The sequence below is a fragment of the Priestia sp. YIM B13490 genome, assembly GCF_042787735.1.
Taxonomy (GTDB): domain Bacteria; phylum Bacillota; class Bacilli; order Bacillales; family Bacillaceae_H; genus Priestia; species Priestia megaterium.
In genome coordinates this window covers 462,155-488,283 of the sequence record NZ_JBHZOT010000002.1, presented here as the reverse complement: position 1 = coordinate 488,283, position 26,129 = coordinate 462,155, and the positions used below count along the sequence as shown (strand labels likewise).

The 26,129-nt window shown below is 40.0% G+C and carries 24 protein-coding genes; 18 read left to right on the top strand and 6 right to left on the bottom strand.

The window, feature by feature from the left end:
- Positions 1-122: 122 nt before the first annotated feature.
- From ACFX4R_RS07840 to ACFX4R_RS07810, 7 genes are all read left to right on the top strand, one after another.
- Positions 123-587 carry a C40 family peptidase gene (locus ACFX4R_RS07840; RefSeq protein WP_016766438.1) on the top strand — a complete coding sequence of 155 codons (465 nt, stop codon included), beginning with the start codon at positions 123-125 and terminating at the stop codon, positions 585-587.
- Between the two features lie 196 nt (positions 588-783).
- A complete protein-coding gene (locus tag ACFX4R_RS07835; RefSeq protein WP_162213726.1) occupies positions 784-1,659 on the top strand; it encodes an N-acetylmuramoyl-L-alanine amidase family protein in 876 nt (291 codons plus the stop codon).
- Positions 1,660-1,876: 217 nt separating this feature from the next.
- The gene (locus ACFX4R_RS07830) at positions 1,877-5,191 is read left to right on the top strand and encodes an Ig-like domain-containing protein (protein WP_377569312.1); all 3,315 of its coding nucleotides are present in this window, start codon (positions 1,877-1,879) and stop codon (positions 5,189-5,191) included.
- Positions 5,192-5,320: 129 nt separating this feature from the next.
- Positions 5,321-5,530: a hypothetical protein gene (locus tag ACFX4R_RS07825; protein ID WP_377569310.1), complete on the top strand. Its 210-nt coding sequence runs from the start codon at positions 5,321-5,323 to the stop codon at positions 5,528-5,530.
- 144 nt (positions 5,531-5,674) lie between these two features.
- Positions 5,675-6,517, top strand: a complete 843-nt coding sequence (locus ACFX4R_RS07820; protein ID WP_080781630.1) for an aldo/keto reductase — start codon at positions 5,675-5,677, stop codon at positions 6,515-6,517.
- Positions 6,518-6,887: 370 nt separating this feature from the next.
- Positions 6,888-7,055 (top strand): Fur-regulated basic protein FbpA, encoded by a 168-nt coding sequence (locus tag ACFX4R_RS07815; protein WP_075421395.1) that lies wholly within the window; start codon positions 6,888-6,890, stop codon positions 7,053-7,055.
- A 49-nt stretch (positions 7,056-7,104) separates the two neighbouring features.
- Entirely contained in the window at positions 7,105-7,308 is a 204-nt protein-coding gene (locus tag ACFX4R_RS07810) for an IDEAL domain-containing protein (RefSeq protein WP_016766443.1), read from the top strand.
- A 528-nt stretch (positions 7,309-7,836) separates the two neighbouring features.
- On the opposite strand, the gene ACFX4R_RS07805 is transcribed toward ACFX4R_RS07810, so the two are convergent.
- From ACFX4R_RS07805 to ACFX4R_RS07790, 4 genes are all read right to left on the bottom strand, one after another.
- Positions 7,837-9,192 carry an arsenic transporter gene (locus ACFX4R_RS07805; protein WP_377569308.1) on the bottom strand — a complete coding sequence of 452 codons (1,356 nt, stop codon included), beginning with the start codon at positions 9,190-9,192 and terminating at the stop codon, positions 7,837-7,839.
- 431 nt (positions 9,193-9,623) lie between these two features.
- The gene (menC, locus tag ACFX4R_RS07800) at positions 9,624-10,733 is read right to left on the bottom strand and encodes an o-succinylbenzoate synthase (RefSeq protein WP_377569306.1); all 1,110 of its coding nucleotides are present in this window, start codon (positions 10,731-10,733) and stop codon (positions 9,624-9,626) included.
- Positions 10,730-11,557 (bottom strand): GNAT family N-acetyltransferase, encoded by an 828-nt coding sequence (locus ACFX4R_RS07795; RefSeq protein WP_377569304.1) that lies wholly within the window; start codon positions 11,555-11,557, stop codon positions 10,730-10,732. Before ACFX4R_RS07795 ends, menC begins: the two co-directional genes overlap by 4 nt.
- Positions 11,558-11,579: 22 nt before the next feature.
- The gene (locus tag ACFX4R_RS07790; protein WP_043979964.1) at positions 11,580-12,374 is read right to left on the bottom strand and encodes a MurR/RpiR family transcriptional regulator; all 795 of its coding nucleotides are present in this window, start codon (positions 12,372-12,374) and stop codon (positions 11,580-11,582) included.
- Between the two features lie 189 nt (positions 12,375-12,563).
- Here ACFX4R_RS07790 and ACFX4R_RS07785 point away from each other — a divergent pair, with 189 nt between their 5' ends.
- The 9 genes from ACFX4R_RS07785 to ACFX4R_RS07745 all read left to right on the top strand — a co-directional run bounded on the left by ACFX4R_RS07785 (position 12,564) and on the right by ACFX4R_RS07745 (position 23,553).
- Positions 12,564-13,934: a sigma-54 interaction domain-containing protein gene (locus ACFX4R_RS07785; RefSeq protein WP_236658119.1), complete on the top strand. Its 1,371-nt coding sequence runs from the start codon at positions 12,564-12,566 to the stop codon at positions 13,932-13,934.
- 73 nt (positions 13,935-14,007) lie between these two features.
- Positions 14,008-15,324, top strand: coding sequence for an aspartate aminotransferase family protein (locus ACFX4R_RS07780; RefSeq protein ID WP_377569302.1), 1,317 nt, complete (start codon positions 14,008-14,010; stop codon positions 15,322-15,324).
- A 64-nt stretch (positions 15,325-15,388) separates the two neighbouring features.
- Positions 15,389-16,798: a sodium:solute symporter family protein gene (locus tag ACFX4R_RS07775; protein WP_377569300.1), complete on the top strand. Its 1,410-nt coding sequence runs from the start codon at positions 15,389-15,391 to the stop codon at positions 16,796-16,798.
- 110 nt (positions 16,799-16,908) lie between these two features.
- The gene (locus tag ACFX4R_RS07770) at positions 16,909-17,373 is read left to right on the top strand and encodes a CBO0543 family protein (RefSeq protein WP_162213732.1); all 465 of its coding nucleotides are present in this window, start codon (positions 16,909-16,911) and stop codon (positions 17,371-17,373) included.
- A 99-nt stretch (positions 17,374-17,472) separates the two neighbouring features.
- On the top strand, positions 17,473-18,810 hold the full coding sequence (locus tag ACFX4R_RS07765; protein ID WP_377569298.1) for an MFS transporter: 1,338 nt from the start codon (positions 17,473-17,475) through the stop codon (positions 18,808-18,810).
- A 320-nt stretch (positions 18,811-19,130) separates the two neighbouring features.
- Entirely contained in the window at positions 19,131-22,160 is a 3,030-nt protein-coding gene (locus ACFX4R_RS07760) for an efflux RND transporter permease subunit (RefSeq protein WP_377569296.1), read from the top strand.
- A gap of 211 nt (positions 22,161-22,371) precedes the next feature.
- Positions 22,372-22,545: a hypothetical protein gene (locus ACFX4R_RS07755; RefSeq protein ID WP_043979951.1), complete on the top strand. Its 174-nt coding sequence runs from the start codon at positions 22,372-22,374 to the stop codon at positions 22,543-22,545.
- 105 nt (positions 22,546-22,650) lie between these two features.
- Positions 22,651-22,914 (top strand): autorepressor SdpR family transcription factor, encoded by a 264-nt coding sequence (locus ACFX4R_RS07750; protein ID WP_013082079.1) that lies wholly within the window; start codon positions 22,651-22,653, stop codon positions 22,912-22,914.
- Positions 22,915-23,553 (top strand): SdpI family protein, encoded by a 639-nt coding sequence (locus ACFX4R_RS07745; protein ID WP_098332140.1) that lies wholly within the window; start codon positions 22,915-22,917, stop codon positions 23,551-23,553.
- A 148-nt stretch (positions 23,554-23,701) separates the two neighbouring features.
- Here ACFX4R_RS07745 and ACFX4R_RS07740 read toward each other — a convergent pair whose 3' ends face one another.
- Together ACFX4R_RS07740 and ACFX4R_RS07735 are read right to left on the bottom strand one after the other, a co-directional pair.
- Positions 23,702-24,694, bottom strand: a complete 993-nt coding sequence (locus tag ACFX4R_RS07740) for a DUF3231 family protein (protein WP_340447689.1) — start codon at positions 24,692-24,694, stop codon at positions 23,702-23,704.
- Between the two features lie 154 nt (positions 24,695-24,848).
- On the bottom strand, positions 24,849-25,310 hold the full coding sequence (locus ACFX4R_RS07735; RefSeq protein WP_377569293.1) for a cupin domain-containing protein: 462 nt from the start codon (positions 25,308-25,310) through the stop codon (positions 24,849-24,851).
- Positions 25,311-25,609: 299 nt separating this feature from the next.
- Here ACFX4R_RS07735 and ACFX4R_RS07730 point away from each other — a divergent pair, with 299 nt between their 5' ends.
- Together ACFX4R_RS07730 and ACFX4R_RS07725 are read left to right on the top strand one after the other, a co-directional pair.
- The gene (locus ACFX4R_RS07730; protein WP_323618508.1) at positions 25,610-25,828 is read left to right on the top strand and encodes a hypothetical protein; all 219 of its coding nucleotides are present in this window, start codon (positions 25,610-25,612) and stop codon (positions 25,826-25,828) included.
- Entirely contained in the window at positions 25,825-26,085 is a 261-nt protein-coding gene (locus tag ACFX4R_RS07725; protein ID WP_165575479.1) for a hypothetical protein, read from the top strand. The genes ACFX4R_RS07730 and ACFX4R_RS07725 overlap by 4 nt, the downstream gene beginning before the upstream one ends.
- Positions 26,086-26,129: the final 44 nt, after the last annotated feature.

The following is a 26,129-nucleotide window of genomic DNA, read 5'->3' as shown; positions in this document are numbered from 1 at the left end:
TGTAACATTATTTAATCATAGCGTAATAGTTTTTGAGGCTTTTTTCATTATAATTAAACCGAACATATTGAAAAATAAGTTCTATAGAAACGTAACGTTCGGTTACATAATGGAGGAGAAAAATGAAAAAAGCCATCATTGGGTCTATAACGGCAGCGGCAGTCTTATTTAGCGGAGCCAGTCCGTTTATTGCACCTGCTCAAACAGTAGAAGCAGCGTCATACTCATACAAGGACACGGCTATTGCTACTGGTAAAAAATTAATGGGTGTTCCTTATAAATGGGGAGGCACAACAACAAAAGGTTTTGACTGCTCGGGATTTATTCAATACATTTTCAAAAAGGCTGGAAAAACACTTCCGCGCACAACGGAACAAATGTATCGAGTAGGGACAAGCGTTTCAAAAGCAAAGCTTCAAAAAGGAGATTTAGTTTTCTTTCAAACGTATAAAAAAGGTCCTTCACATGTAGGCGTGTACTTAGGAAATAATCAGTTTCTTCAAGCTTCTACGTCTAAAGGCGTGACGATTACATCTCTTAGCAACAGCTACTGGAAAGCACGTTATATTGGTGCAAAACGGATTTAACCATCCGTCATTTTTTTGGAAAACAACACTACATCATGTAGTGTTGTTTTTTGTTTGCATATACATAACATATTGCCAATATTATTTTTAACGTTTTATACAAAAAAATCCATATTCTATGAGATAATAACGTTAACACATTTTGTACTTTAACATAAGGAATATCCCACTCTATTCGAAAGTTTGGTGAGCGAAGATGAAGCGCTTAGTATGGAGTTATGGAATAGGTATTGTTGCAATAGTAGCAGTACTCTCATTTTTCTTTATGATGAAAGGTCAAACAGAGAAAGCCGTCGTTAGCGGAAATGTACCAAAAGCTCATGCGCAGGGAGAAAGAGTGAAGCAGCCCATCTCACAGTTCCAAGCAGTACAGCCTCATGAAGCAGGTAATGAAGTGAAAAATGTAAAAAACAACATGCCTGAAAAAGCGGATCCTCCTTCTTTTTTAGTCTACATTGACCCTGGTCATCAATCTCAGGCTAACCTGGAGAAAGAGCCAATCGGACCGGGATCAGCAGAAACAAAAATAAAAGTTTCCGGAGGCACATCAGGCGTAGTGACCAAGAAGCCCGAATACAAGCTGACGTTGGAAGCTTCTATGATATTAAAACAGCTGCTCGAAGAAAAAGGCATAACCGTAAAGCTTACTCGGAGTTCTGATAATGTAGATATCAGCAACCGGGAACGAGCGGAGCTTGCGAATAATTCAAAAGCTGATCTGCACGTACGTATACATGCAGATGGTTCTGAAAATGCTTCTGTAAAAGGATTTTCTGTGCTTACTCCTGCAGAAGATAATTCCTATACAAAGTCTATTTATCAAAGCAGTCTGCAGGCATCTCAAGCTATTCTGACAGAGGTGAAAAAAGATCAGTTTGTCGAAGCAGACGGCATTCGCTATCGCAGTGATCTTTCAGGATTTAACTGGTCGACTGTACCTGTAACGCTAGTTGAACTGGGATATATGACGAATCCAGAAGAAGACCGGAACCTGTCTGATCAGGCTTACCTTACAAAGCTGATGAATCATATTGCAGATGGTGTAGCGGCATATGAAGAAATGAAAAAATAAAAGGTGAAAAGACCTATAAAAGCGTGTGACTAAATCAATTGATTTATGTCACACGTTTTTTTTGTCGTTCATATGATATAAAGAAGCGTTTTTTCGACAAAAAAATGGACGAGCAGAAAAGAAAACTAGGTAAAATGCTTTAATTTTTATAAAACTATGTCGATATAACGAGTGATATTAAAATGCGTTAGACAGTACATGAAAATGGGGGAACAAGATGAGAAAGTTAACGGCATTTGCTTTAGTACTAAGCGTACTGCTGTTTCAATTCACGCCGCTTGCTAGCGTGAAAGCTGAAACGGTAGAACCAGTTGTGTCTGTAAAATTAGTAAACTATTTAGGAGATCATCATGCAATTACAATTAAGCCGTCTTATTTATACACTATTAAAAACTCGGATTTGGTCTTAAAGGCAAATACAGAGTATACGGTAACAGCAACAACTCAAGGTGTCACTCTAAAACAAGGAAGCACTGTATTAGGTGATTTTACAAGCTTTGAAATTACACCGTCTCTTTATAAAAATCCCATATCTATTAACGGCAGACAGTACTTAGGGGACGTTGCGTTTACAAATGAAAAAGGAACGTACGTCAGACCTGTTAATACGCTTCCGATTGAAGACTATTTAAAAGGCGTTGTGCCAAATGAAGTCTATACATCTTGGAATCTGCAAGCCTTAAAAACTCAGGCAGTAGCAGCGAGAACATACGCAATGAGCTATGCAGGAAAAGTAATCAATGACACGGTAAGCTATCAAGTATACGGTGGCTATACGTGGTACGACAGCACAAACAAAGCAGTAGATGAGACATTTGGACAAGTAGTCACATACAACAATAGATTAATCAACGCCGTTTTCTCATCAAGCAACGGTGGGAGAACCGAATCAAACAGCAATGCTTGGGGAGGAACTCAGCTTTCTTATTTCCCGGTGAAAGAAGATCCATACGATAAGCAGACGCCGTGGACGTTAGCTATTCAAAAAACGCAAATTGATTTAACAGGAAAAGATTTAGCTAACTATAGCGCTTGGTGGAATACGGTTTCTGAAAAAGATAAAACCGTTACGGATAATTTGAAGTCATGGTTAGTAGCCAATAAGCATCCTGGTAAAACGATTAAAATTACGTCTATTCCAAAGGTGAGTTTTTATGCTCCTTCATCAGGAGGCCGTGTGACTAAAGGTGCGATTACAGTGGACTACCTCGTTAAAGGAGATGTAGACAGTTCGCAAAAACTAGTGGTTCATCATTTGGAATTAACGGATTTAACATCGACGAAGCTAAAATCGATGTTAAACAGCCGTGCGATGCTTAGTCTGCTTGTAACGGAAACAAATGAAACAAGCATATCAACAACTTTTAATGGTAAAGGAAATGGACACGGTGTTGGAATGAGTCAATACGGTGCTCAAAAAATGGCAAGCGTAGGAAAAGACTATCGTGAAATTTTAGATTTTTATTATCCAACAACTACTCTTTTAAGTTTTTATACAACTAAATATCCGCGAAAAGAGCAGGAGCAAGAACCACCGAAAGATACGGTTGCGCCTGATGCACCTTCAGTTAATGCACTAGGAGACAGCGAAACATCGCTTACGGGCGTGACAGAACCAAATGCTTCTGTTATTGCAAAAGTGGAAAATGAAGTAATTGGAACGGGTCTTGCTGACGAAGCTGGAAAATTTGCAATTACGATTGCCGAGCAGGAAGCAGATACAAAAGTATCGGTAACGTCTAAAGATGCAGCTGAAAATGAAAGCACGGCCACAGTAGTGACCGTAACGGATCAAACGCCGCCTTCTGTTCCAATTGTAAATGAAGTAAGTGACCAAGATACGACCGTAACAGGCGTAACAGAAGCAAACGCCGCCGTGACGGTAAAAGCAGGCGATGCAACGTTCTCTGCAGTAGCGGATGGTAACGGTACATTTACTGTTTCAATTCCAGTACAAATAGGTGGAACAACAATAGCGGTAAGTGCAAAAGATAAAGCAGGGAACGAAAGTCAAGCGCCTTCTTTTGCGGTTAAATCTACGTTAAAAGCACCGCTTGCACCAAAAGTAAATGCAGTAAGTGATCAAGACACAATGCTTAAAGGAACGGCTGAAGCAAATGCGACGGTCATCGTTAAAAACGGAAGTCTTCAGCTTGCAGCTGGTAAAGCGGATGCTAAAGGAACATACAGCATCTCAATTGCGAAACAAAAAGCAGGAAGCACGCTGTCTGTAACGGCTCAAAATGCAGGTGGAACAAGTTCAGCCACTGCGGTAACCGTACAGGATAAAACGGCACCAGCTGCGCCAAAAGTAAACGCAGTAAGTGATCAAGATACAAAAGTTACAGGTACAGCAGAAGCAAATGCGACGGTTACTGTAAAAGTGGGAACAACAACTGTGGGAACGGCTAAAGCAGGTGCAAACGGAGCGTTTTCTGTTGCCATTTCTCTGCAAAAAGCGAATACAAAGCTAAGCGTACAAGCAAAAGATGCAGCAGGAAATAACAGCTCTGCATCGACTGTAATCGTTACAGCAAAGCAAAAAGCTCCGGTAAGACCGACAGTTAATGAAGTGAGTGATCGAAGTACAGCCGTTACGGGTACAGCAGAAGCAAATGCGACGGTCATCGTTAAAAACGGAAGTCTTCAGCTTGCAGCTGGTAAAGCGGATGCTAAAGGAACATACAGCATCTCGATTGCAAAACAAAAAGCAGGAAGCAAACTGTCTGTAACGGCTGGAAACACAGCGGGGGTAAGTCCAGCTGTAACCGTAACCGTGCAGGATAAAACAGCACCCGTTACACCAAAAGTAAACGCTGTAAGCAATCAAGATACAGTCGTAACGGGAAGCACAGAAGCGGGCGCAGAAGTGCATGTGAAAATTGACAAAAAAGTAATTGGCAAAGGAAATGCAAAATCGGATGGAACGTTCAGCATCACCATTCCAAAGCAGCCTGCTTCTACAAAATTAGTTGTTATTGCAAAAGATGCAGCCAATAACTACAGCTCCAACACGTTTGTAACAGTCAGTGCCGCGCAGACAAAACCAGCGCTTCCAACCGTTAATACGCTTACTGAAAAAAGTACAGCGGTAACGGGAACAGGAGAAAAAAATGCGTCTATTTATATTAAAGTAGGCGGAAAAATTATTGCGAGTGGAAAAATTGATGGAAACGGCAAGTTCAGCGTGAAAATTCCTGCTCAAAAAGCAGGAACAGAAGTAACGGCAGTTTTGCAAAATAAAGTAGGGTACAGTCCTTATAAAATTGTAAAAGTACAAGACACAACCCCGCCGGCACCTCCGGCAGTGAATGCCGTTACGTCTTTGTCCACCTTTATCTCCGGAAAAACGGAAGCAAATGCCGTGATTACGATTAAAAGCGGTACAAAGCTGATCGCATCGGGTAAAGCAGATAGCAAAGGGCAGTTTAAAGTAACTATTCCAAAACAAAAAGCAGGCGTAAAGCTGGCTGTGACGGCAAAAGATGCCGCTGGAAATACAAGTTCAGCAACGAACGTAAGTGTTAAATAGAAAGAGGCTGGGACAAAAGTATTTTAGTTAAAGTTAAACACGAACTATCTATCGAAAACTGATGGATAGTTCGTGTTTTTTTATGATTATCGTGAATGTAGGCATCATGTAGGTAAGTGCTTCTAGCGGTTGATTGGAGGGCAAGGCGAAGACTCCTGCGGGAAAAGGGGAAGGGATGAGACCCAGCAGGAGCGCAAGCGACGAGGAGGCTCAGCGCCCGCCCGCGGAAAGCGAAGCCTTGGACGGAAATCAACAGCGGTGGAAAAAGCAGTCCAGATTATTTATCCGAGTTGTTCATCGTTAGATTGGATTTATTTCGTGATGTCTCATCTCTTTTAGCGGTTTTTAAGTAAAATAGAAGGTTACTAAAAAGTTACCTTAGAACTTTGAAGTGCCTAACTTACTTTAAAGTGGGTTCTATCTTTTTCTTTTTTTCTGTTTCATAATAACAAATGTAAAGAAATTAGCAGGGGGTTTTTTATAATGAGTAATCATTTGCAAGATACAGTAACACTTCACAACGGAGTCAAAATGCCTTGGCTTGGACTAGGTGTCTTTAAAGTAGAAGAAGGGCCTGAATTAGTAAACGCGGTGAAAACAGCTATCGTCAAAGGCTATCGCAGCATTGATACGGCAGCTATTTATGGAAATGAAGAAGGTGTAGGAGAAGGAATTCGCCAAGGTCTGAAAGAAGCAGGTCTTTCACGCGAAGATATTTTTGTTACATCAAAAGTTTGGAACGCAGATTTAGGCTATGAAGAGACGCTGGCTGCTTACGAAACAAGCTTACAAAAGCTTGGCTTAGAATATTTAGATCTATACTTAATTCACTGGCCGGTAGAAGGTAAGTATAAAGCAGCGTGGAAAGCATTAGAAACGCTTTATAAAGAAGAAAAAGTAAGAGCTGTGGGCGTAAGTAATTTTCAAATTCATCATTTAGAAGACTTAATGAAAGATACAGACGTTAAGCCTGTTATTAACCAAGTGGAGTATCATCCTCGTTTGACGCAAAAAGAGCTGCATGCTTTTTGTCAAAAGCATGATATTCAGCTAGAAGCATGGTCTCCGCTTATGCAAGGAGAATTGCTAGATAACGATGTGTTAAAAGGAATTGCTGAAAAACACGGTAAATCAGTTGCTCAAATTATTCTGCGATGGGATCTGCAAAACGGAGTTGTAACGATTCCAAAATCGACAAAAGAACATCGTATTGTTGAAAATTCATCGTTATTTGATTTTGAATTGGATGCTGAAGACGTAAGTAAAATTAATGAATTAAACCAAAATCACCGAGTAGGTCCAGATCCGGACAACTTTGATTTTTAATAGAAGAACTAACAGGCTGGGAGAAAAGTATTTTAGCCCAAGTGAAAAACGAACCATTGATCAACTAGTTTGATGAGTGGTTCGTTTTTTTTTGTTATGGTGACTACAGCTTCATCTGTTTCGTCCCGTCTAGCAGTTGATTGAAGGGCAAGGAGAAGACTCTTGCGGGAAAAGTGGTTCAGCTCATGTATCTCATTTGTTCGTCTTTAGGTTGGATTTATTTAGTTATGTCCCGGCCTCTTTTTATGCATTATTACATAAATTTAACATTTTCTTCACAGTAAGCTAAAGGACGGGCCGTATGATAAAGAAAGGTCGTGAAAGCTAGAGAAATCATTTCATTTTTAAGTGTAAAATAGGCGGTGTAACGATGACAAAACAAGCTTACTCTCACATACAATGTAAAAAAACATCAATGATTGATTTATTGCTGGATGCAGGGGTTTATAAAAAAGGAAACAAGCAGCTATATGAGCTTACGCTTCAAGAGCTAGAAACAGAATACGAAGCTATTTCACAACAGCGCATATCCCCATGAAATTTTGATACATTGCTAGAATTTGTTATAATAGAGGAAAGGATAGGAGTTGATTTATATCGAAAAGCACCCGACAGACTCGCAGCCCATCCGTATGGATATCCTCGATTCTATATTTGCTAAAATGGTATTAAATAAGGCTATCCGAGATTTTAGAAGAGATCAAATTTTACGTGAAGTCGATCAAACATTAGAAGAAAGAAACAAAGAAAAATTTTTTCAATTAATTGAAGAATTAAAATCAATTTCGTAAAGGGCATTCGCGCGATAGAATTTGATTTTATCATTTTAGCATATAAAAACAGGTAAGAAGCGGCATGCTTAGTTACCTGTTTTTTTGTTGTCTTATTGTAAACGAAGGCCCTACATAAGAAATGAACCTTATCACTGAACAGACAAAAAGAGCAAGTCTAATGTACTCACTCTTTTCAGAAAGGTATGGGTGTTACTGAGAAAATGAATGTCACTCTCTAAATGTTGCGTGTGGGGTTTAGAAAGTTCTATGCAACTGCATATTTTCTAATTCATTCGCTCTATGTATTGTTAAAGTAACAATATAACCATATCTTATCACATGAACGAAATTCGATTCAATATATTTATTGATTTTCTTTTTAAATTGTTCTAAATAATTAGTGAATGTAAAAAAATGTTTTTATTGGGTGAATGTGTATCTATAAAAAAACAATAAAAAAACGTAGTGAGTTTTTATGAGAGACATTTGTTTATTTCTGACGGACTGTAAGCTTCAAAAGAGTACAATCCGTCCTGTAAATCAGTATTAAGAAAAAATGAGCTGAACCCAGTAGAATAGGAGGAAAAGCGTAACGATGGTGGTAAGCGGGATAACGATAAGTGATACTTTTAAATAATCTTTCCATTTTACCTTGATATGATTTTCTTTTAAAATATGCATCCAAATAAGAGAAGCCAGTGTTCCAATCGGCAATAAAAGCGAGCCCATATCACTTCCAATAATATTAGCAAGGTAAATAGTTTTAAGAGTAATAGGATCGAGCCCCATTTCAGTCAAGGTAATGGTTCCGACCATTAAAGCAGGGTGATTGTTAAACAAGTTAGAGAGAATGGAAACAAGTCCTCCCATGATAAAGCTTGCTTCAAAAAGCCCTCGATTCACAATTGGTTCGCAAATTTTTACAAGTAGATCTGTCAATCCTACGTTATGCAATCCGTAAATAATAACGTACATTGAAAATGCAAAAACGAAAATGTGCCACGGCGTTTTCTTTAAAATATCAATCGGGTTTGTACGTAAGTGATACCATCTCCAAATAAGTAAGATCAGTGAGCCTAGTACAGCAACCAATTCGATTGGTATGCCGAAATAAGAGGCGACAAATAGGAGACAGCGCATAACAAACACAAATAATAAAACTTTCAGCATAAATTGTGTGCGTTTACGTTTTGTTTCAACAGAAATGCTTCCTTTTAAGGGGTGAAACTGTTTCGTAAAGAAACTCTCTTCTATATCTTTTGAAGCATGCGGCAGTTTTTTTGGCAAATGGCGTTTTACGACCGTATACATGAGCCAAGACATAAATAATAAACCAAGTGTCGCCGGTACAAACATCATCGCCGTGTGCATATAAAGCGACATATGAACAATTTTTAAGGCAATCAAATTGACAATATTACTTACACCTATAGGCGCGCTGGAAGCGGTAGCAATAAGCGCTCCACTTAAAAGGTAGGGGATCTGCTGGTGGGGTTTTAGCTGAAGGTTTTTCAAAAGTAGAATTAAAATTGGAGTGGTAATTAAAATACTGCCGTCATTATTAAATAGTAAAGTCATTAAAAAGCAAAGCAGTTGAATGTACCAATATAATCGGTACCCTGAGCCTTTGGATAAACTCACTAGCCGTGCAGCTGCCCAGTGGAAGAATCCGAAACTTTCTAATATGACGGCCATGACAATGGTGGCAATAATGGTGATAGAAGCGCCGCTTATCTTTCCGAAAATATCAACAATGTCTGATTTGGATACAATCCCTGTAAGCAGGATAATGGCTGCTCCTATGAATGCCGGCCATGCTTCGTTGATGCCGTTTGGCCTCCAAAAAATGACGAGCATTGTCATTGTAAACACGAAAATGGCAATTCCAATTTCAATATTCATCAGTATGCTCCTTTCTTCTAAAATTTGTAATGAATATACCCTTGCATGTCCCTTACACTCTATTTATATTCATTTATTACTAGAAGGATTGTGCATAAGACCATTTTTGCTAATATGTTTGTTTATCTTGCCAAGGCACGTGTCATATCAGGAGAGACGCCTATGAAAAAGAGGCTGGGACATAACTAAATCTATCCAATCTAAAGAAAAATCAATTGGATAAAGGAGCTAATAGGCATTGCTTTTTAAAGTGCTGTTGATTTCCATGCCAGCCTTTGCTTTCTGCTTGTCCCGCAGGAGTCTTCGTCTTGTACAGATAGAAGCCGCTATATACATGAAACCTACGCTCACCATATCAATAAAAAAATCCGAACCATTCATCGTTCGGATTTTCCTTCAAATAACATACTTTTGTACCAGCTTGTTTAAGATTAGCAAGTATAGACTTTTTCGTGTAAAGTTAGCGCTTTTATCTGATCGTGATCAGGTTCGTAGCCGATGCCTGGTGTATCAGGCACGGAAATAATACCGTTGTCGACCGTGATTTCCGGATGAACGATATCACGCGGCCAGTATTTAGAGGATGCGGCCGTATCTCCGGGAAGCGTAAAATTGGCAAGTGTGGTAATGGCAATATTATGTGCTCGTCCAATACCTGATTCCAGCATGCCGCCGCACCATACGGGCACACCGTAAGTTTGACAAAGGTCATGAATTTTTTTTGCTTCTGTTAGTCCGCCTACTCGTCCAATTTTAATGTTAATAATTTGTGTGCTTCCAAGTTTAATAGCTTTTCGAACGTCTTCAGCTGAATGAATGCTTTCATCTAAGCAAATGGGCGTGCGCATGCGGACCTGCAGTTCAGCGTGATCAATTAAATCATCATGAGCCAACGGCTGTTCAATCATCATTAAATCAAACTCATCAAGCTGAGCAAGGTGATCAGCATCTGTAAGCGTATAAGCAGAATTCGCATCAACCATCAGCGGAATAGAAGGAAACTCGTTTCGAACCGCGCGCGTCAAGTTAAGATCCCAGCTTGGCTTAATTTTAATTTTGATCCGCTTATATCCTTCATTCAAGCCTGCTTCAATTTTGCGAAGCGTTTCGTCAATCGTAGGCTGAATGCCAACGCTAAGACCAACTTCAATTTGACTTTTACTGCCTCCTAGCGCTTTAGATAGAGAGAGGTTTTGCCTGCGCGCATACAAATCCCAAACTGCGCCTTCTAACGCCGCTTTTGCCATGTAATTGCCTCGAATATGAGCAAAGCGTTCAGATATTTCGTCAGGGTGCTGAATTTCTTTCTGTTGAAGCAAGGGAATTAAAAAATCCTCCATAATGTGCCAGTTTGTTTTGAGCGTTTCTTCTTTATAAAAAGGATCCGCGCACGCTACGGATTCAGCCCAGCCGGATCGTCCGTCTTCGTCTTGAATTTCTACTAAAATAAAATCTCGATCCACTTCTTTTCCAAGACTTGTGGTAAACGGATGAAGTAAATCCATTTTTAAATGCCGTAAAATGACGTCTTTTATCTTCATTTTTGTACCTCTTTTTTCGTTAAAATATAAAAATGAACGGGTGCGCTGCTTTCTGGATACTTCATGAAGTCTGTTACTTGGAATCCTTTTGCAAAACACGTTTGAAATACGCGTCTTGTACGCATACGCCAGTCTAATGCTAGAGAAGGAGAGACTTCTTTCATTTGCTGAAACGCAGATGGAATAGCTACAGACACGATGTCATGATTCAACCATCTTTCATCAATATCTGTAACAGAAGGAAACCCTTGATCCGTTAACGTCCATTGAATGAGCGATGCGTCCATTATTTGATCTGGCGTATAAAGAGGCTGAGCTCGTTTTGTATCTTCTGCGGATGCCCATTCCACAACGAATCGATCAGAAGGCAAGTCAGCATTTAACGGATCGTTCATGTCTCCGTAGCAGTTTTCAATATAGGTAGAACAAACGGCTCCAAGGTTTCCAATATTTAAATACCCGTTGGCGCTTTCTAGAGGATCATACGTCCAGCTGATATATGAATAACCCTTTTTTTTACTTTCTTGTCTCTGCGCATGCTTAAGCTTGGCACCGATACCCATGCTGCGATAGGCAGGGTCAACTGCTAATATATGAGAACATAAATAGACACACGTTCCGTCAAACCCGGGAAAACTATATTGAAAGCCAATCAGCTTTTCATTTAAAAACGCACCGAGAACAAGACCTCCGTTTTTAACAGCGGTCAAGGTTTGATGAACGGGCGTTGCTTCTTCTTCTCCCCAGACGCGGCTTTCTAATGCACGTACGTCTTCTAGTTCAGTGGTTGTTGTAAGTGAACGAATCGTTAAGGCTTCAGTCATTTGTTTACTTCCTTTCTATTATCTATTCTAAAAAGATGCCTTGCTCGGCATAGAGTTTTTCCAAGTGTTCTTGTCGTTTTCCAGCCGTTTTTTTATCTCTTTTTTGCATGCTGCTAATGACAATTTGAGATAGGGCAAGAAGCGATAAAATATGTTCGGTTGTTCCAGCTAAAAGCGTGATATCAGCGATTTGACCTACCGGAGACAGACGGCGGTCTGTAATGGCAATTACTTTCGCTCCTTGTTTTTTAGCCTGCTGGGCTACTTCAAGCGCTTCTTTTGTATACCGCGGCAGTGAAAATACAACAACAGCAGATTCACTAGTAAGATTGCATAGCGTTTCAAGCAAAAATCCTGTTGGAAAAGATAAAAGAACATGATTGCGAAGCTGATTCATTTTATAATACAGCCAGTAGGCTGCCGTATGAGATTCACGGAAACCTGCAATATACACTTGATCACTTTTGATAAGCGCATCTACAGCTTGAGATAATTCTTTTTCGTCAATAGGGGAAAGCCATTCACTAAAAGGTTTCTTTTCTTCCGCTGCAGGCTTGCTAGCTGCTTCTTTTGATTCGGCAGAAGAAAGCCATTCTTTTCGCATTAGCTCCTGCAAATCAGAAAAACCATTTAATCCAAGTGCGTAAGCTAGACGAATAACGGTTGTTTCACTGACACCTGCTTCTTTACCAATTTGCCCGGCCGTGTACAGCGAGCCTTTTTCCGTAAAATTAACGAGAAACTCCGCCACTTTTTTTTGACCGCGGGAAAGGTCAGGGAATTTATGTTTAATTAATTCTTGAAATGATGGATTCATATAGCCTCCTAAAAAAGAAGTTATAACTTCATAAAAATATATTAATGCATTTTTAACTTCATTTCAATTGCTGTTTCAAAATAAAAAGAAGTCCTCGTGATATAATAAATTGATTATTCAAAAATAAATGCCGTTATTCAAAAACGAATTGTATTTTATTCAAAAATGAATAGAAAGCAGGGAGCATACATGAATTCAGAGTGGAATGAAAATCAGTGGATCCTTCATTCATTAAAAGATGATTTGCTTGTGACCGATGAAAAAGGCATCATTGTCCGAATACATGAAGGAACAGGAAACATTTACGATGTAAAAGCTGAAAAACTGCTGGGAAAGTCTGTTTATGAACTTGAAAAACAAGGGCTGTTTACACCAATCGTCACGCCAATTGTGCTTGAAACAAAGAAGAAAATTACGCTTGTACAAACAACTAAACAAGGCAAGCAAGTGCTCGTTACGGGCATTCCTGTCAAAGATGAAAAAGGAGAGATTAAAAGAATCGTCAGCTATTCTCATGATGTGACGGAGCTTATGGAAATGAAAACATATCTTGATGCGATGGAAGGCGAAATGCAGCGCGTAAAGAGCGAGCTTATGCTGCTGCGGAACCAAAATCTATCAACAGAAGGAATTGTATGCAACAGCGAAAAGATGCAGCACGTTCTTCGTACGGCTGTTCACGTTTCGAATGTAGACGTAAATATTTTACTTTTAGGGCAGTCAGGAGTAGGAAAAACGCACTTAGCCAAGCTGATACATAACAAAAGTACAAGAAGCAAAGGGCCGTTTATTGAAGTGAACTGCGGAGCGATTCCAGATCATTTATTTGAAGCTGAACTGTTTGGCTACGAAGCGGGTGCTTTTACCGGTGCATCTAAAAATGGAAAGGTGGGACTGGTCGAATTAGCAGATGGAGGTACGCTTTTTCTAGATGAAGTGGGAGAACTGTCACCGGCGCATCAAGTTAAAATTTTAAAGCTCATTCAAGAAAAACAGTTTTATTCCGTTGGAGGAAGAAAGCCTAAAACCGTGGATTTTCGCTTAATTGCAGCGACGAACAAAGATTTAGAAAAAGCCGTTGCTGAAAAAGAGTTTCGAGAAGATTTATACTTTCGTTTAAGCGTCGTACCGATTACCATTCCATCTTTGAACGAGCGCCCTGAAGATATTTTTCCGCTGCTCACACATTTTGCCGAGCAGTTTGAAAAGAAATACAACCGAAAAAGAACGTTTGATAATGCGGTTATTCACGCACTGCTTGCACATGAGTGGAAAGGAAACGTACGAGAGTTAATCAATGTGATTGAACACGCTGTGGTTGTGTCTTCGCAAACGCTGATTACAATGGAGCATTTGCCGCATTCTCTGCACAGAAAGAAACGGATTCAGCACGTTGAAGAACACGGGGAAATGAAGCTTAATGATGCGTTAAACGAGCTGGAAAAAGAGATATTAGTAAAAGCAAAAAAACAGTATAAAACGACAACAGAAATAGGGGAAGCACTTGGAATCAGTCAGCCTTCAGTTGTTAGAAAATTAAAAAAACATTCCGTTTTTTAACGTCTTTGGCACGCTCTTTGCATGTAAAACAAGTACAAACACATTACTTGATAGATTGCGAGGAGGAAGTCATATGACGCAGGCATCACTTACACAGTTAATGAACAGTCTACCGGATTTACTAGCACCAAGCATGGCGAAAGATCACCCTAATTTACCGGTGGTAAAAGCAGAGGGCTGCTACTACTACGGAGCTGACGGGAAAACATATTTAGATTTTACATCAGGTATTGCAACAGCGAATACAGGTCATCGCCACCCTAAAGTTGTACAAGCGATTAAAGAAAGCGTTGACCATCTTATGCACGGTCCGTCGGGTGTGATTATGTACGAATCTATTTTACAGCTTGCTGAAGAATTAAAAACAGTATTGCCAAGAGGATTGGACTGCTTTTTCTTTGCCAACAGCGGAACTGAAGCAATTGAAGGAGCGTTAAAACTGGCAAAGTACGTTACGCAAAGACCTTATACGGTTTCGTTTACGGGCTGTTTTCACGGCCGTTCTCTCGGAGCGCTTAGTGTGACAACATCAAAAAGCAAATATCGGAAATTTCTTCAGCCATCGGGCTTAACGTATCAAGTGCCTTATGCAGACGCGACTCAGTGTCCAAAAGGAGAAGATCCGGAAATCTACTGCGTGGAAAAGCTGGAAAGAGATTTTGACACTTTGTTTAAGCATCAAGTCACACCGGAAGAAGTAGCGTGCATGATTGTAGAGCCGGTTCTTGGAGAAGGCGGCTACGTGATCCCTCCGAAAGCGTGGCTGCAAAAAATAAGAGAAGTGTGTGACAGACACGGCATTCTGCTTATTTTTGACGAAGTGCAAACAGGGTTCGGACGTACGGGCGAGTGGTTTGCAGCTCAAACGTTTGATGTAACGCCTGACATTATGGCCATCGCAAAAGGCATCGCATCGGGCTTGCCGCTAAGTGCTACCGTAGCTTCAAAGCAGCTTATGGAAAAGTGGCCGATTGGTACACACGGAACCACTTTTGGAGGCAATCCCATCGCCTGTTCAGCAGCGCTTGCGACGCTGGACGTATTAAAAGAAGAAAAGCTGATTGAAAATTCAAAAGCAATGGGGAAATATGCAGCGGATCAGCTTCAGCATTTAAAGGCGAAGCATGAAGTTATCGGAAGCATTCGTTCAGTAGGACTAATGATTGGAATTGAAATTATTAATCCGAAAACAAAGCAAGGTGACGGAAATCTTCTTCTTGAGATTCTAGACAAATGTTTGGAAAAAGGGGTGCTGTTTTACCTTTGCGGAAATAGCGGAGAAGTGATTCGAATGATTCCTCCTTTAACGATTACAAAAGAAGAAATTGACACAGGGCTTCGCGTGCTACACGAAGCACTGACAGAAATCACAAGTCTTCACGTGATCTAAAGCTTTTAGGAAGCTCTTTGTTTCACTGAAAGATAGATTGACCCATAATAAGGAGGAATCTGTTATGAACGGACTGGATATGACAGTTATGTTTGTTTATTTTGGCGTATTGGTTGTAGCTGGTATTATTGGCTCGTTAAAAGCAAAGTCATCAGAAGATTTTATTTTAGCCGGACGAAACTTAGGGATGTTCATGTATTTAGGGTGTTTGTCAGCCGTTATTTTAGGCGGAGCGTCGACGATTGGAACGGCTCAGCTTGGCTATGAGCACGGGCTGTCTGGCATTTGGTTTGTGACGATGATTGGACTTGGAATCATTACGCTTGGAACGATTTTCATTAAGCGGATTTCGTCGTTGAAAGTGACAACTATCAGCGAACTGCTAGGAAAAAGATATAACGCTCAAGCGCAAATTATCAGCGCCGTTGTTGCCGCTATTTATACACTCATGGTATCAGTCACTCAAGTGATTGGAATGGGAACGATCATTCATGCGCTGCTTGGATGGAACATGACGGCCTCGATGTTAATTGGCGGTTCGATTGTTCTGTTCTATACGATTCTAGGCGGAATGTGGAGCGTAACGGTTACTGATATTATTCAATTTGTTGTAATGACAGTGGCGATTTTTGGATTTATGCTTCCAATGAGTGTATCAGAAGCAGGAGGTTTCAAAGCCCTTGCCGGAGATTTGCCATCATCTTATTTTGATTTTTCATCCATTGGATACGGTCAAATCTTTCAGTATTTCCTCTTGTATACGCTTGGTATGGCAGTATCTCAAGATATTTGGCAGCGGGTATTTACGGCGCGAACAGAAAAAGTCGCCCGAAACGGCTCCATTTTTGCAGGTGTGTATAGCATTGCCTACGCGATTGCGGGAAGTGTAATTGGAATGTGTGCGTACTTGCTGCTGCCAAACGCAGAAAGCAGTCAAAGCATATTTGCGACGCTTGCAGTTCAAATTCTGCCTCAAGGATTATTAGGTCTCGTATTAGCGGGCGTTTGTTCGGCGCTGATGTCAACTGCTTCAGGAACGCTGCTTGCGTCTTCTACGCTGATTAGTAACGATATTATTAAAAAAGTGTGGCTTAAAAATATTTCAGAGAAAAATTATTTAATTTTAACGCGCGTAAATACGCTTATTGTTGGCGTGCTTGCTATTATTTTTGCTCTTTGGATTCAAGACGTGCTTGTCGCTTTAGACGTTGCGTATGCCATTTTATCAGGAGCAATTTTTGTTCCGTTTGTTGTGTCGCTGTTTTGGAAAGACATTCATCCAAAAGCAGGGGTTTCAGCTATTGTTGTCAGTACACTAGTAGTACTTGGAGGTCTATTGATTGAAGGACTTTCTTCTACCACGCCAATCCTATACGGAATTTCAAGCAGCATTATTATAATGGCTGGATTTGCGGTTATGGCTCGAAACAAAGAACTGTCTGACCAAGAGCCGGTAAGCGAAGATGTAAAATAAGAAAAGAAAGGCTTCTCCTTTACGGTGAGAAGCTTTTTATATTCCTGCTTATTATTTTAGCCAGTAATCGTACATACTAATAGATATTCCCAAAGAAAAGAGTGTTACAAATGGAACGAACACTGCTAAAAGGGCTAACTGTGTTGTGTGCAGTTCTTTTTCCTTTTGTTGTAAAAAAACCGAGATTTAAAGAAATGCTGATTGTCTTTTTTGCAAAAGGGATTTTGGCCACGCTTATTGATGCTTATGCTGTAAACACGAATCGAATCAAATATCCTGTTCGGCCGTATCCTCGCATTTTTTCAACTAATATTTTATATGATCTGCTGTTTTTTCCTTTGCTAAGTATGGTTTGGGTTAGACAATCTTATGAAGACAAGCTTCCTGCAATCTTACTAAAAAGCTTGATGTGGAGCGTTCCGATGAGTATCAGCCAGTGGTATTTAGAGAGAAATAGCAATCTGTTTAAATGGAAAAAGTGGACCATCTTTCATACATTTGCAAGTGTTAGTTTTACATTGCTGACAATCAGGGGGTTAGCTGGCCTTGTCAAAAAAGCAGATAAAAAGCTATAGCTCAGCTTTTTATCTGCTTTTTTATGCACAAATCTAGACAACATCTATCAAGCAGGAGTAAACTAAATGCTCAGATTATACAGATAAGGAGATTGTCAAATGAAAAGCAGAACGTCCGTAATGGTTAGTATTGTGCTGGCAATGCTAGTGGCTTCGCTTGATTCAACGATTATGAATACGACGATGCCCGTTATTGCAAAAGAGCTTGGAAGATTTGATTTGTACGCGTGGTCGTTTGCTTCGTACATGATTGCAAGTACGATTTTATCTCCAGTAGCGGGAAGATTATCGGATTTATTTGGCCGCAAAAAAGTATTTGGGTTTGGAATTATTGCTTTTTTAATTGGTTCGATGCTTTGCGGCGTGGCGAATACGATGATTCAGCTTGTTCTTTTCCGTGCGGTTCAAGGAATAGGAGCCGGATTTATGGTGGCGTTTCCCGCTATTATTGCCGGAGACTTATTTCCTGTCGAGAAACGAGGGAAAATTCAGGCGCTGTTTACAACGATGTGGGGATTATCAGCTGTATTAGCTCCGCTTTTAGGCGCTTTTTTTGTGGATTATTTAACGTGGAGATGGATTTTCTTTATTAATTTACCCGTATGTATTGTTTCATTTCTGACGTTAATGCCATATCAAGAAAGCTATAAGCCGAAAAGAGCAAAAGTCGATTACATCGGTGCCATATTGTTTGGAACGGGCGTTACGTCACTGCTGCTTGTGACGGTAGTGGAACAGAACCGAGTTGTGTATACAGTAGCGGGACTTATTTTATTAGTGATTTTTTATCTCCATGAACGAAAACACGCTTCACCAATTGTACCCCTGTCTATGTTCCAAAACAAAACGCTGTCATGGATTAATATCAATGCATTTATTGGAACGGTGGCTTTATTCGGTACGTCAAGCTACATTCCATTATTTTTACAGCGAGTAGCGCATCTGTCGCTGTTTATGAGCGGAGTTGCGCTGTTAGGAACGGCGGTCGGGTGGATGTCTGTATCTGTGCCAGCAGGTAAATGGATTTTAAAACACGGCTACAGAAAGCTATTGTTAATCGGGAATGTGCTGCTGGTTGGTTCGGGAACACTTCTGCTTATGCTAAATGAAAGTCACGGTTTCTTTTATGTGTTTTGCGTCATGATTGTCCAAGGACTATCGTTTGGTCTGCTTTCTACGGTTGGCGTCATTGGTGTACAGCAATTAGTAGGAGGACATGAAAGAGGTATTTCAACGTCATTTTTTATGTTTTGCAGAAACATGGGAACAGCCATCGGCGTTACGATTATGGGTGCGTTGCTGACTTCAGGCGGAAGCTTTATGGCAGGCATTCATCACTTGTTTTTATTTGGCTTTGCAGGAAGCATCGTGGCTTTATTGACTTCCTTAAAAATTCAAAACGATACCGAATCAAAGCACAGACGAGCTGCTAGTTGAGGGAATTTATGCTAAATATGTTTATTTCATAAAAAAACGGGAAGAAACCAAATAAGGTCATAGAATTGCCTGAGAAATCGTAGGCATATTCTTCTTCTTCTTTCACTTACTACATGTGGGACGCCGGGTATCGGCGTCTTTTTTTTGTGCTGTAAAGGAGCTGCTTATATTATCCATAAGTAATCTCGTTCAAATAATGGGACTTTTTACAAAAATAAGTCTTTAAATGGTAAGGAACATTAGGTATAATTTAGTGGTTATTTAGCATATTTTAGAAATGTTTGGCTAAGTTTGTACGAAAAAGTGAAAGGGGAAATTTCATGTCTTGGCTCACCAAATGGTCGTTCAAAAATAAAGCGGCTATCACCATTATGTCTATTTTAATTTTAGCTTTAGGAGTCATTAGTTATTTTACACTTCCGATGGAATTCCTGCCGACCGCTGATCAGCCTCAAGTGTCAGTAGTGGTTATGGGGCAAGGAACGGATGCGGATTCTATGGAAAAACAAGTTACGTCACCGATTGAAGAAGCGGTAGCCGGTGTTAAAGGAAAAAGCAACGTGTACTCGACGACGGGAGACGGCTATTCCAAAATCGATCTTTCATTTGAATCCAAAACGGATATGAAAGAAGCAAAAACAAACGTCCAAGAAGCGCTGTCTTCGGTGCAGCTTCCAGCCAGCGTATCAAAGCCTAATGTTATTCAATTAAATACCTCTATGATTCCCATCGCAGATATTTCACTCACATTTAAAGAAGGATTAACAAGAGACAATCTGGATCTTGCAGAGAAAAAACTGATCCCTAAATATAAAGACATTAAAGGCATTGCGAGTGTTCAAACGTATGGAACAGCGGATTCCTACGTGTCTATTAAAGTTGATAATAAAAAATTGTCACAAAAGAACGTGACCATTGATAAAGTCATCAGCGTGTTAGAAGGAAAAAACACGTCGCTTGCAGTTGGAGAAAAAGTCATTAATAACAAGTCGAGCAACATCAATGTAACAGGTAAAATTGACAGCTTGGACAAAGTGAAAAAGCTGCCGGTTGCACCGGATGTAACGCTAGGCGACCTTGCAAAAGTAGAGGTGAAAAAGCCTGAAGGCGTCGTGACGCATATTAACGGAAAAGATGCACTTTTACTTATTGTGACAAAAGACAGTCACTCAAACGCCGTTAGCATTACAAAAGAAGTAAAAAAACTGTCTCAGCAAATTAACAAAGACTATAACAATGTGGACGCTTCTGTATTTTTTGCAACAGGGGACAGCGTGCAAAACTCTGTTCATTCCATGATGAAAGAAGTGTTGCTGGGCGCACTTTTTGCGACCATTGTCATCATGCTGTTTTTACGCAGCGTTCGCTCTACGTTTATCACGATTGTATCCATTCCTTTATCGCTTTGCTTTACGCTGTTCTTACTGTCTAAATCAGGCGTCACGCTTAATATTTTAACGCTTGGAGGAGTAGCCGTAGCGATTGGGAGATTAGTAGATGATAGCATCGTTGTCATTGAAAACATCTTCCGGAAAATGCAAAAAGAAAAGTTTTCGCTTGGTTTAATTATTGATGCCACAAAAGAAGTAGGCTCCGCTATTACCGCTTCTACGTTAACAACAGTAGCTGTCTTTTTACCAATCGGCCTTGTAAACGGAGGGCTTCAGGACTTTATGCTTCCGTTTGCTCTAACGCTGACGTATTCACTGCTGTCTTCATTAATTGTGGCACTTACGGTTGTACCGTTAATGAGTGCGGGATTATTAAAAAATGAAAAAATTCGCAAGCACAAGCAGCCGGTTCGTTTTACAAAAGTCATTACGTGGTCGCTTAATCATAAATGGGTTGTACTGCTGCTTTCGCTGCTTTTATTTGTGGGATCTATTGGCGCGTACACGATGATGCCTAAAGGAGCGGTTGATAACTCTTCATCTGACTTTGTAGGCACAACGTTAAGCTATCCAAATAACACGCCAATTAAAACCGTAGAAGAAAAATCACTGCAGCTTGAACGCTATATTTTAGCTCAAAAAGAAGTAAAAGAAGTATACATGCAGCTTGGTAATACGGACGAAGGAGCCAAGTGGGGAGACGTTGGTTCACCTACTGAAGCTACGTATACGATTACTGTAAAAGACAGTGGAAACACGGATTCCCTAATGAAACGAATTCAAAATCAAAAGAAGCTCTATGACGGAGGGGATCTTAGCGTAAGTGCTGCTTCACTAATGGGAGCGTCTACTACTTCGATTACCGTTGATGTAATTGGAAATGACATGAACAAGTTAGAAAAGACGGCAAGCAGCATTAAGAAAGAAATCAGCGATATAAAAGGAGTAGACAAAGTTTCTACGAATCAAGACGAAAAGAAAACGATTTACTCTTTAGACGTAGATCCAACAAAAGCGAATACGCAGCAAGTAGCACAGCAGCTTGGCGTTATGCTGAATAAAACGCCGATTGGAGCGATAGATTTAGAAGGCAAACAAGCAAACGTACTTCTTGAATCTGTCCTAAATCCCACATCACCAAAAGAGTTAAAAGATATTTCTATTATGACAGAGACAGGACCGTCACCTGTTTCAAAAGTGGCTTCACTAACGCAAGCTGAAAAGCCAACAAATCAATTTCATAAAAACGGAGACCCGTATATTCAAATAACAGCGGATGTCAATCCAGAAAAGCTTTCAGAGATTAATAAAAACATTCAAACAGCGATTTTTGGAGACGGTAAGAATAAAGGACTGTCGATTTCAAAAGATGTTGACGTTGTAATCGGAGGAGCAAGCACTCAGCAAGGAGAAGATTTCTCTGACTTGTTCATTACAATGCTTGTGTCGATTGGCATTGTGTTCTTAATTATGGTGATCACGTTTAAAACAATCCGCACGCCGTTTGCCATTTTATTTTCGCTTCCGCTTGCAGCGATTGGTGCTGTTTTAGGAGTATTAATCAGCCGCATTCCAGTAGACGTAACGGCTTTATTAGGCGCACTGATGCTGATTGGTATTGTTGTAACCAACGCCATTGTACTATTAGACCGAGTGAAGCAAAATGAAAAGAAAATGATTATGCGCGATGCCATTGTCGAAGCAGCCGCTACGCGTATGCGTCCAATTGTCATGACGTCCGCTGCTACGATTTGTGCGATGCTGCCGCTATTATTTAAACAAAGCGAAAGCGGAAGCCTTGTTTCTCAAAGTCTTGCAGTCGTTGTAATCGGAGGATTAGCCGTTGCGACTCTTCTTACGCTTGTAGTCATTCCGGTTGTATATGAACTGCTTCATTTCAGAAAATCGAAAAAGCAAAGAATACAGCAAAAACAGCAGGAAGACGTAACTCCGCTATAATGTTTAAAAGAGGCTAGGACATAAGTATATTAGTTGAAGGAAGATCCGAACGATGAATCGTTCGGATTTTTTCATTGATGATAGGGTGAACGTAGGTTTCATGTCTCTAGTTGCTTCTAGCTAGAATTGATTTGGTTACATTCCAGCTTCTTTTTTATGAAACCTTTTGGCTAGTCAAACGTATAGTTATACAAAGAGATGGAGGGATAATATGTTTGCAATAAAGGAGCAGTGTTCCGTTTGTCAAAAAGAAATTCAGCCGAATGAAGAAGTATGGATGCGGATGAGGTACCCAAGTAAAAGAGGCATGACCGAAATTAAAGCTTTTCTACATCAAGAAGCGCAGTTTGTATGCATGGACTGCTTTGAAAAAACAAAAAAATGAGTCAAATGCAGATGTTCTCTTTTCAAAATATTGACATATTATATTTTGTAGTTTAATATTTAGATAATTATCTAAATACTTAAATATGATGGAGATGAACTTCAATTGAATGAAACGTTTAAAGCTTTAGCGGATCCCACTCGCAGAAAGATTTTAGAGCTGCTGAAAGAGCGGGATTTAACCGCAGGAGAAATTTCCGAGTATTTTAATATGACCAAACCAAGCATCTCAAATCATTTAAAAATCTTGAAGCAAGCGGACCTCGTTCAAGATGAAAAAAGAGGGCAGTTTGTGATTTATTCGTTAAATACAACCGTTTTTCAAGATTTAATCGGCTGGTTTTTCAGCTTTCAGAAAGGAGAGAGTTAAATGAAAAAACACGTATTTCCTTTAAGCATTACCCTTTTAACACTGGTTGCATGGCTGATTGCACTGCCGCATCTTCCAGCTACGATGCCCATTCACTGGGGAGCAAATGGAGAAGCAGACGGATTTGCAACGAAGATAAACGCAATGATCTTAACAGTAGGCATCATGGTACTTATTTATTTTATCATTGCATTTGTTCCGCGAATTGACCCGCGTAAAGAAAATTATAAGTACTTTTCAAAAACATATAACATCGTGTTAAACGCCGTACTGCTATTATTCTTTTTTGTAAATATGAGCACTATTTTACAGGGGCTTGGCTATAACGTGCCGATGTCGTACATTGCTCCAATTATGGCTGGACTCGTTTTTATCATTATCGGAAACTACTTGCAGCGCGTGCGCTCGAACTATTTTATGGGGATTCGTACACCATGGACACTAAGCAATGAAACCGTATGGAAAAAGACGCATCGTTTATCTGGAAAGATCTTTTTTATCGGCGGACTGCTAATTCTTATTAGCGCTTTTTTACCTGATGGATACAAGTCGGTTATCATGTGGGGCAGTATCGTTCTGTGCGTGGCGGTTCCTTATCTGTATTCGTACCTGGCGTATAAAAAAGAAATGAATATGTAAGCATACAAAAAATCCGGTGAACATACCGGATTTTTTTATGGATAACATATCAGCCGTAACGCCACCGTTCGTGTCACGCCAGCTGATGAGAATAAATACAGCATAAAGTATGAAACGCGTTTCAGGTCAAGAGCTGCTATGGAAAAACTTACATTTGTTTACGATCGCTTGCTTCAGGCGGCTTTTCAATCCACCCGTTTTTAATCATTACTTCGCTGCAGCGCCCGGCTACTTTTAAGTCTCGTAAAATACACGCTTCACAGTGACCGACAATATCAAGCCTCATGCTGGTAGTCATTGCCGTTGCGTAATAGGTAATGGCTACTTTAAACATTGCTCCTGCGTGAAACGTCATCAGCTTTTCTGAAAAAGGCGCGTGCGTAGACGTTGTGATTTCATTATCCAAAAGCGGAGGAGTATGAAGGTTTTCTTCGTGCATAATGGAAGAATAAAGCTCAATATGCTTGTGTGCTACATCAAGCCCGGCCTCCATTACTTTCCGTACATCTTTTCGTTTGCTGACTTGTTTAAACGCAATTAAAAGCGCTTTGGTTGCCATGCTTTTGCGTAAATTAAAATAAATATTTCCAGCTTCATTTGCGTTTAAAAGACGCTGCTTCCCTACAAAATCAAGAGCGTAAGTCAACTCTGTAATCGACTCTTGCTTTTTCGGGGTTAAAAAATAAGGAGCTGGCACATAAAGATTTTTTGCTAAAAGCAGGTCGAGCGACCGATTGTAGATTTCCATGGCATCTAAATTGCACTGATGATAATAATCTCGAAGATCTCGGCGAACTGACACGCTAAATGAAATACCGTACCCTGACAAGCCGTGAATCGTCATGTCGTGAAGATACTTCAGCCAAAAAGAGTCTGTAAAAAGCGGAGGTGCGTGCAAGTCCACATCTTCATCTGTAAATCCTTTCGGCAGCGGAAAATGTTCAGCATGAAAAATGGCAGTAAGCAGCTCAATATGCTTTTTTGATAACTCTAGCGAAAAGGCAAACAGCGACCGAATCTCGGCATCCGTTACCGTTGCAAGGACGTGTTTCGCTACACAGACCGCCAGCGTATCCTGGTGATACTGCGTGCATAGACTCGTTATTTCAGTTGAAGTCAAACGCTTGCTTTCTGCTTTCAATTGGCTTTCCTCCTATCTATAAAAATGGTACGTATCTATGAAAAAACAGATAAGTATAGTGTGGACAAGGGTGTGTTAAATTATTCCATGGCCAAATTGAAATCAAAATAGAAAAAAGATCTGCCCGGTAAAGAGCAGATCTTTATATATTGGTTTATTTTTTATTCATTGCTTTTTCAATTTCAGGATAGGTAATGCCGTATTTTTTAGAGACGGTAACTAAACCGATAATTTCTTCTTCATCTTCTTCAGTAGGTGGTCCCACTTGCGGCAGAGGAGCATTTGCGGGAACGGAAGTACCGAGTTCTTTAACGAATGAATCAAAGCCTGCAGGAGAAGCAGTAAGGATAAATTCTGTTTCTTCTGGTCCAGTCACAAAGCGGTGCTGAATACCTCTAGGAGCAAAAACATAATCGCCCGCTTTTGCTTCAATTATTTCTTCTCCTATGTAAAAAATCATTGAGCCGCGCTTTACGTAAAACGTTTCGTCTTCATGTTCGTGAAGGTGAAGCGGGGGACCTTGGTTTGCTGGTTTCACTACATGCGCCACGGCGTAAGCTCCGTTTGTATCTTCACCTGCTACAAGAAGCGTTACTTTTTCATCAAGAAAATGCATCGTGTGGCATACGGTGAAAAGCGTTTGTTAGCTGATTATGAGTTGCTGTCATCCTTTTATCTCCTTTAAAAACATATTTTGAGATTATTGTATACTAATATGGACGTTTTGTGTGCGAAATAATAGTTAAAAAGAATTATTTATTTACATTTATTATCTTTTTATAGTTCTATTGTTACTGTTAGTGGATTTTTAATAGAATTCCCTCTATCTATTTTCCAAAACTACCCAATATGCTAACATAAAGATAGAATTCCTAAATGGAGAAATGATGTATCAGATGTAAAAGGAGAGTTTTGATGAAGTTGTTTAAAGATGCCTCTAAGCAGGAGCATCAAAATTGGAATAAAGCTGTGTCGGTAGGTTTTTATATACTTTTACTCCTGCTGTTTGTGAATACATTGATGTATGCCTATAATAGTGCTGAGTTAGTATCGTCACTCTCGATGTTTTGGACAGGGATTATTGTGACGTTTGGCTATCAGTTTATTTTAAATCGAAAAAGTGAGAAGAAATGAAAAAACAGCCTTGGCATCGTTCAGAAAAATTTCTGATGCTGCTGTGTTTTTTTGCGCCACCCATTGGCTATGTGGCGGTGATTGTGAATAGGAAAAAGCTAAGCCGAGAACAGTGGCTGAGTAACTTAACAGTAGCGACTATTATAATGTCCATATGGCTGCTGAAGTTTTTACCCCATCAGTGGGGAACGATTATTTTACTAACGGGAGCCGGAATCTATTGGTATCACCGAATGTTAAAGAAGTTTAAGAAGTAGCAGCAGGGATAAAGAAAGTTAAATTTTACGCATTGATATTTTGA

Bases quoted from the DNA above. Each gene is read 5' to 3' on its own strand.
- ACFX4R_RS07840 (WP_016766438.1), top strand. From the start codon at position 123: ATGAAAAAAGCCATCATTGGGTCTATAACGGCAGCGGCAGTCTTATTT.
- ACFX4R_RS07835 (WP_162213726.1), top strand. From the start codon at position 784: ATGAAGCGCTTAGTATGGAGTTATGGAATAGGTATTGTTGCAATAGTA.
- ACFX4R_RS07830 (WP_377569312.1), top strand. From the start codon at position 1,877: ATGAGAAAGTTAACGGCATTTGCTTTAGTACTAAGCGTACTGCTGTTT.
- ACFX4R_RS07820 (WP_080781630.1), top strand. From the start codon at position 5,675: ATGAGTAATCATTTGCAAGATACAGTAACACTTCACAACGGAGTCAAA.
- ACFX4R_RS07815 (WP_075421395.1), top strand. From the start codon at position 6,888: ATGACAAAACAAGCTTACTCTCACATACAATGTAAAAAAACATCAATG.
- ACFX4R_RS07805 (WP_377569308.1), bottom strand. From the start codon at position 9,192: ATGAATATTGAAATTGGAATTGCCATTTTCGTGTTTACAATGACAATG.
- menC (WP_377569306.1), bottom strand. From the start codon at position 10,733: ATGAAGATAAAAGACGTCATTTTACGGCATTTAAAAATGGATTTACTT.
- ACFX4R_RS07795 (WP_377569304.1), bottom strand. From the start codon at position 11,557: ATGACTGAAGCCTTAACGATTCGTTCACTTACAACAACCACTGAACTA.
- ACFX4R_RS07790 (WP_043979964.1), bottom strand. From the start codon at position 12,374: ATGAATCCATCATTTCAAGAATTAATTAAACATAAATTCCCTGACCTT.
- ACFX4R_RS07785 (WP_236658119.1), top strand. From the start codon at position 12,564: ATGAATTCAGAGTGGAATGAAAATCAGTGGATCCTTCATTCATTAAAA.
- ACFX4R_RS07780 (WP_377569302.1), top strand. From the start codon at position 14,008: ATGACGCAGGCATCACTTACACAGTTAATGAACAGTCTACCGGATTTA.
- ACFX4R_RS07775 (WP_377569300.1), top strand. From the start codon at position 15,389: ATGAACGGACTGGATATGACAGTTATGTTTGTTTATTTTGGCGTATTG.
- ACFX4R_RS07770 (WP_162213732.1), top strand. From the start codon at position 16,909: ATGGAACGAACACTGCTAAAAGGGCTAACTGTGTTGTGTGCAGTTCTT.
- ACFX4R_RS07765 (WP_377569298.1), top strand. From the start codon at position 17,473: ATGAAAAGCAGAACGTCCGTAATGGTTAGTATTGTGCTGGCAATGCTA.
- ACFX4R_RS07760 (WP_377569296.1), top strand. From the start codon at position 19,131: ATGTCTTGGCTCACCAAATGGTCGTTCAAAAATAAAGCGGCTATCACC.
- ACFX4R_RS07755 (WP_043979951.1), top strand. From the start codon at position 22,372: ATGTTTGCAATAAAGGAGCAGTGTTCCGTTTGTCAAAAAGAAATTCAG.
- ACFX4R_RS07745 (WP_098332140.1), top strand. From the start codon at position 22,915: ATGAAAAAACACGTATTTCCTTTAAGCATTACCCTTTTAACACTGGTT.
- ACFX4R_RS07735 (WP_377569293.1), bottom strand. From the start codon at position 25,310: ATGCATTTTCTTGATGAAAAAGTAACGCTTCTTGTAGCAGGTGAAGAT.
- ACFX4R_RS07730 (WP_323618508.1), top strand. From the start codon at position 25,610: ATGAAGTTGTTTAAAGATGCCTCTAAGCAGGAGCATCAAAATTGGAAT.
- ACFX4R_RS07725 (WP_165575479.1), top strand. From the start codon at position 25,825: ATGAAAAAACAGCCTTGGCATCGTTCAGAAAAATTTCTGATGCTGCTG.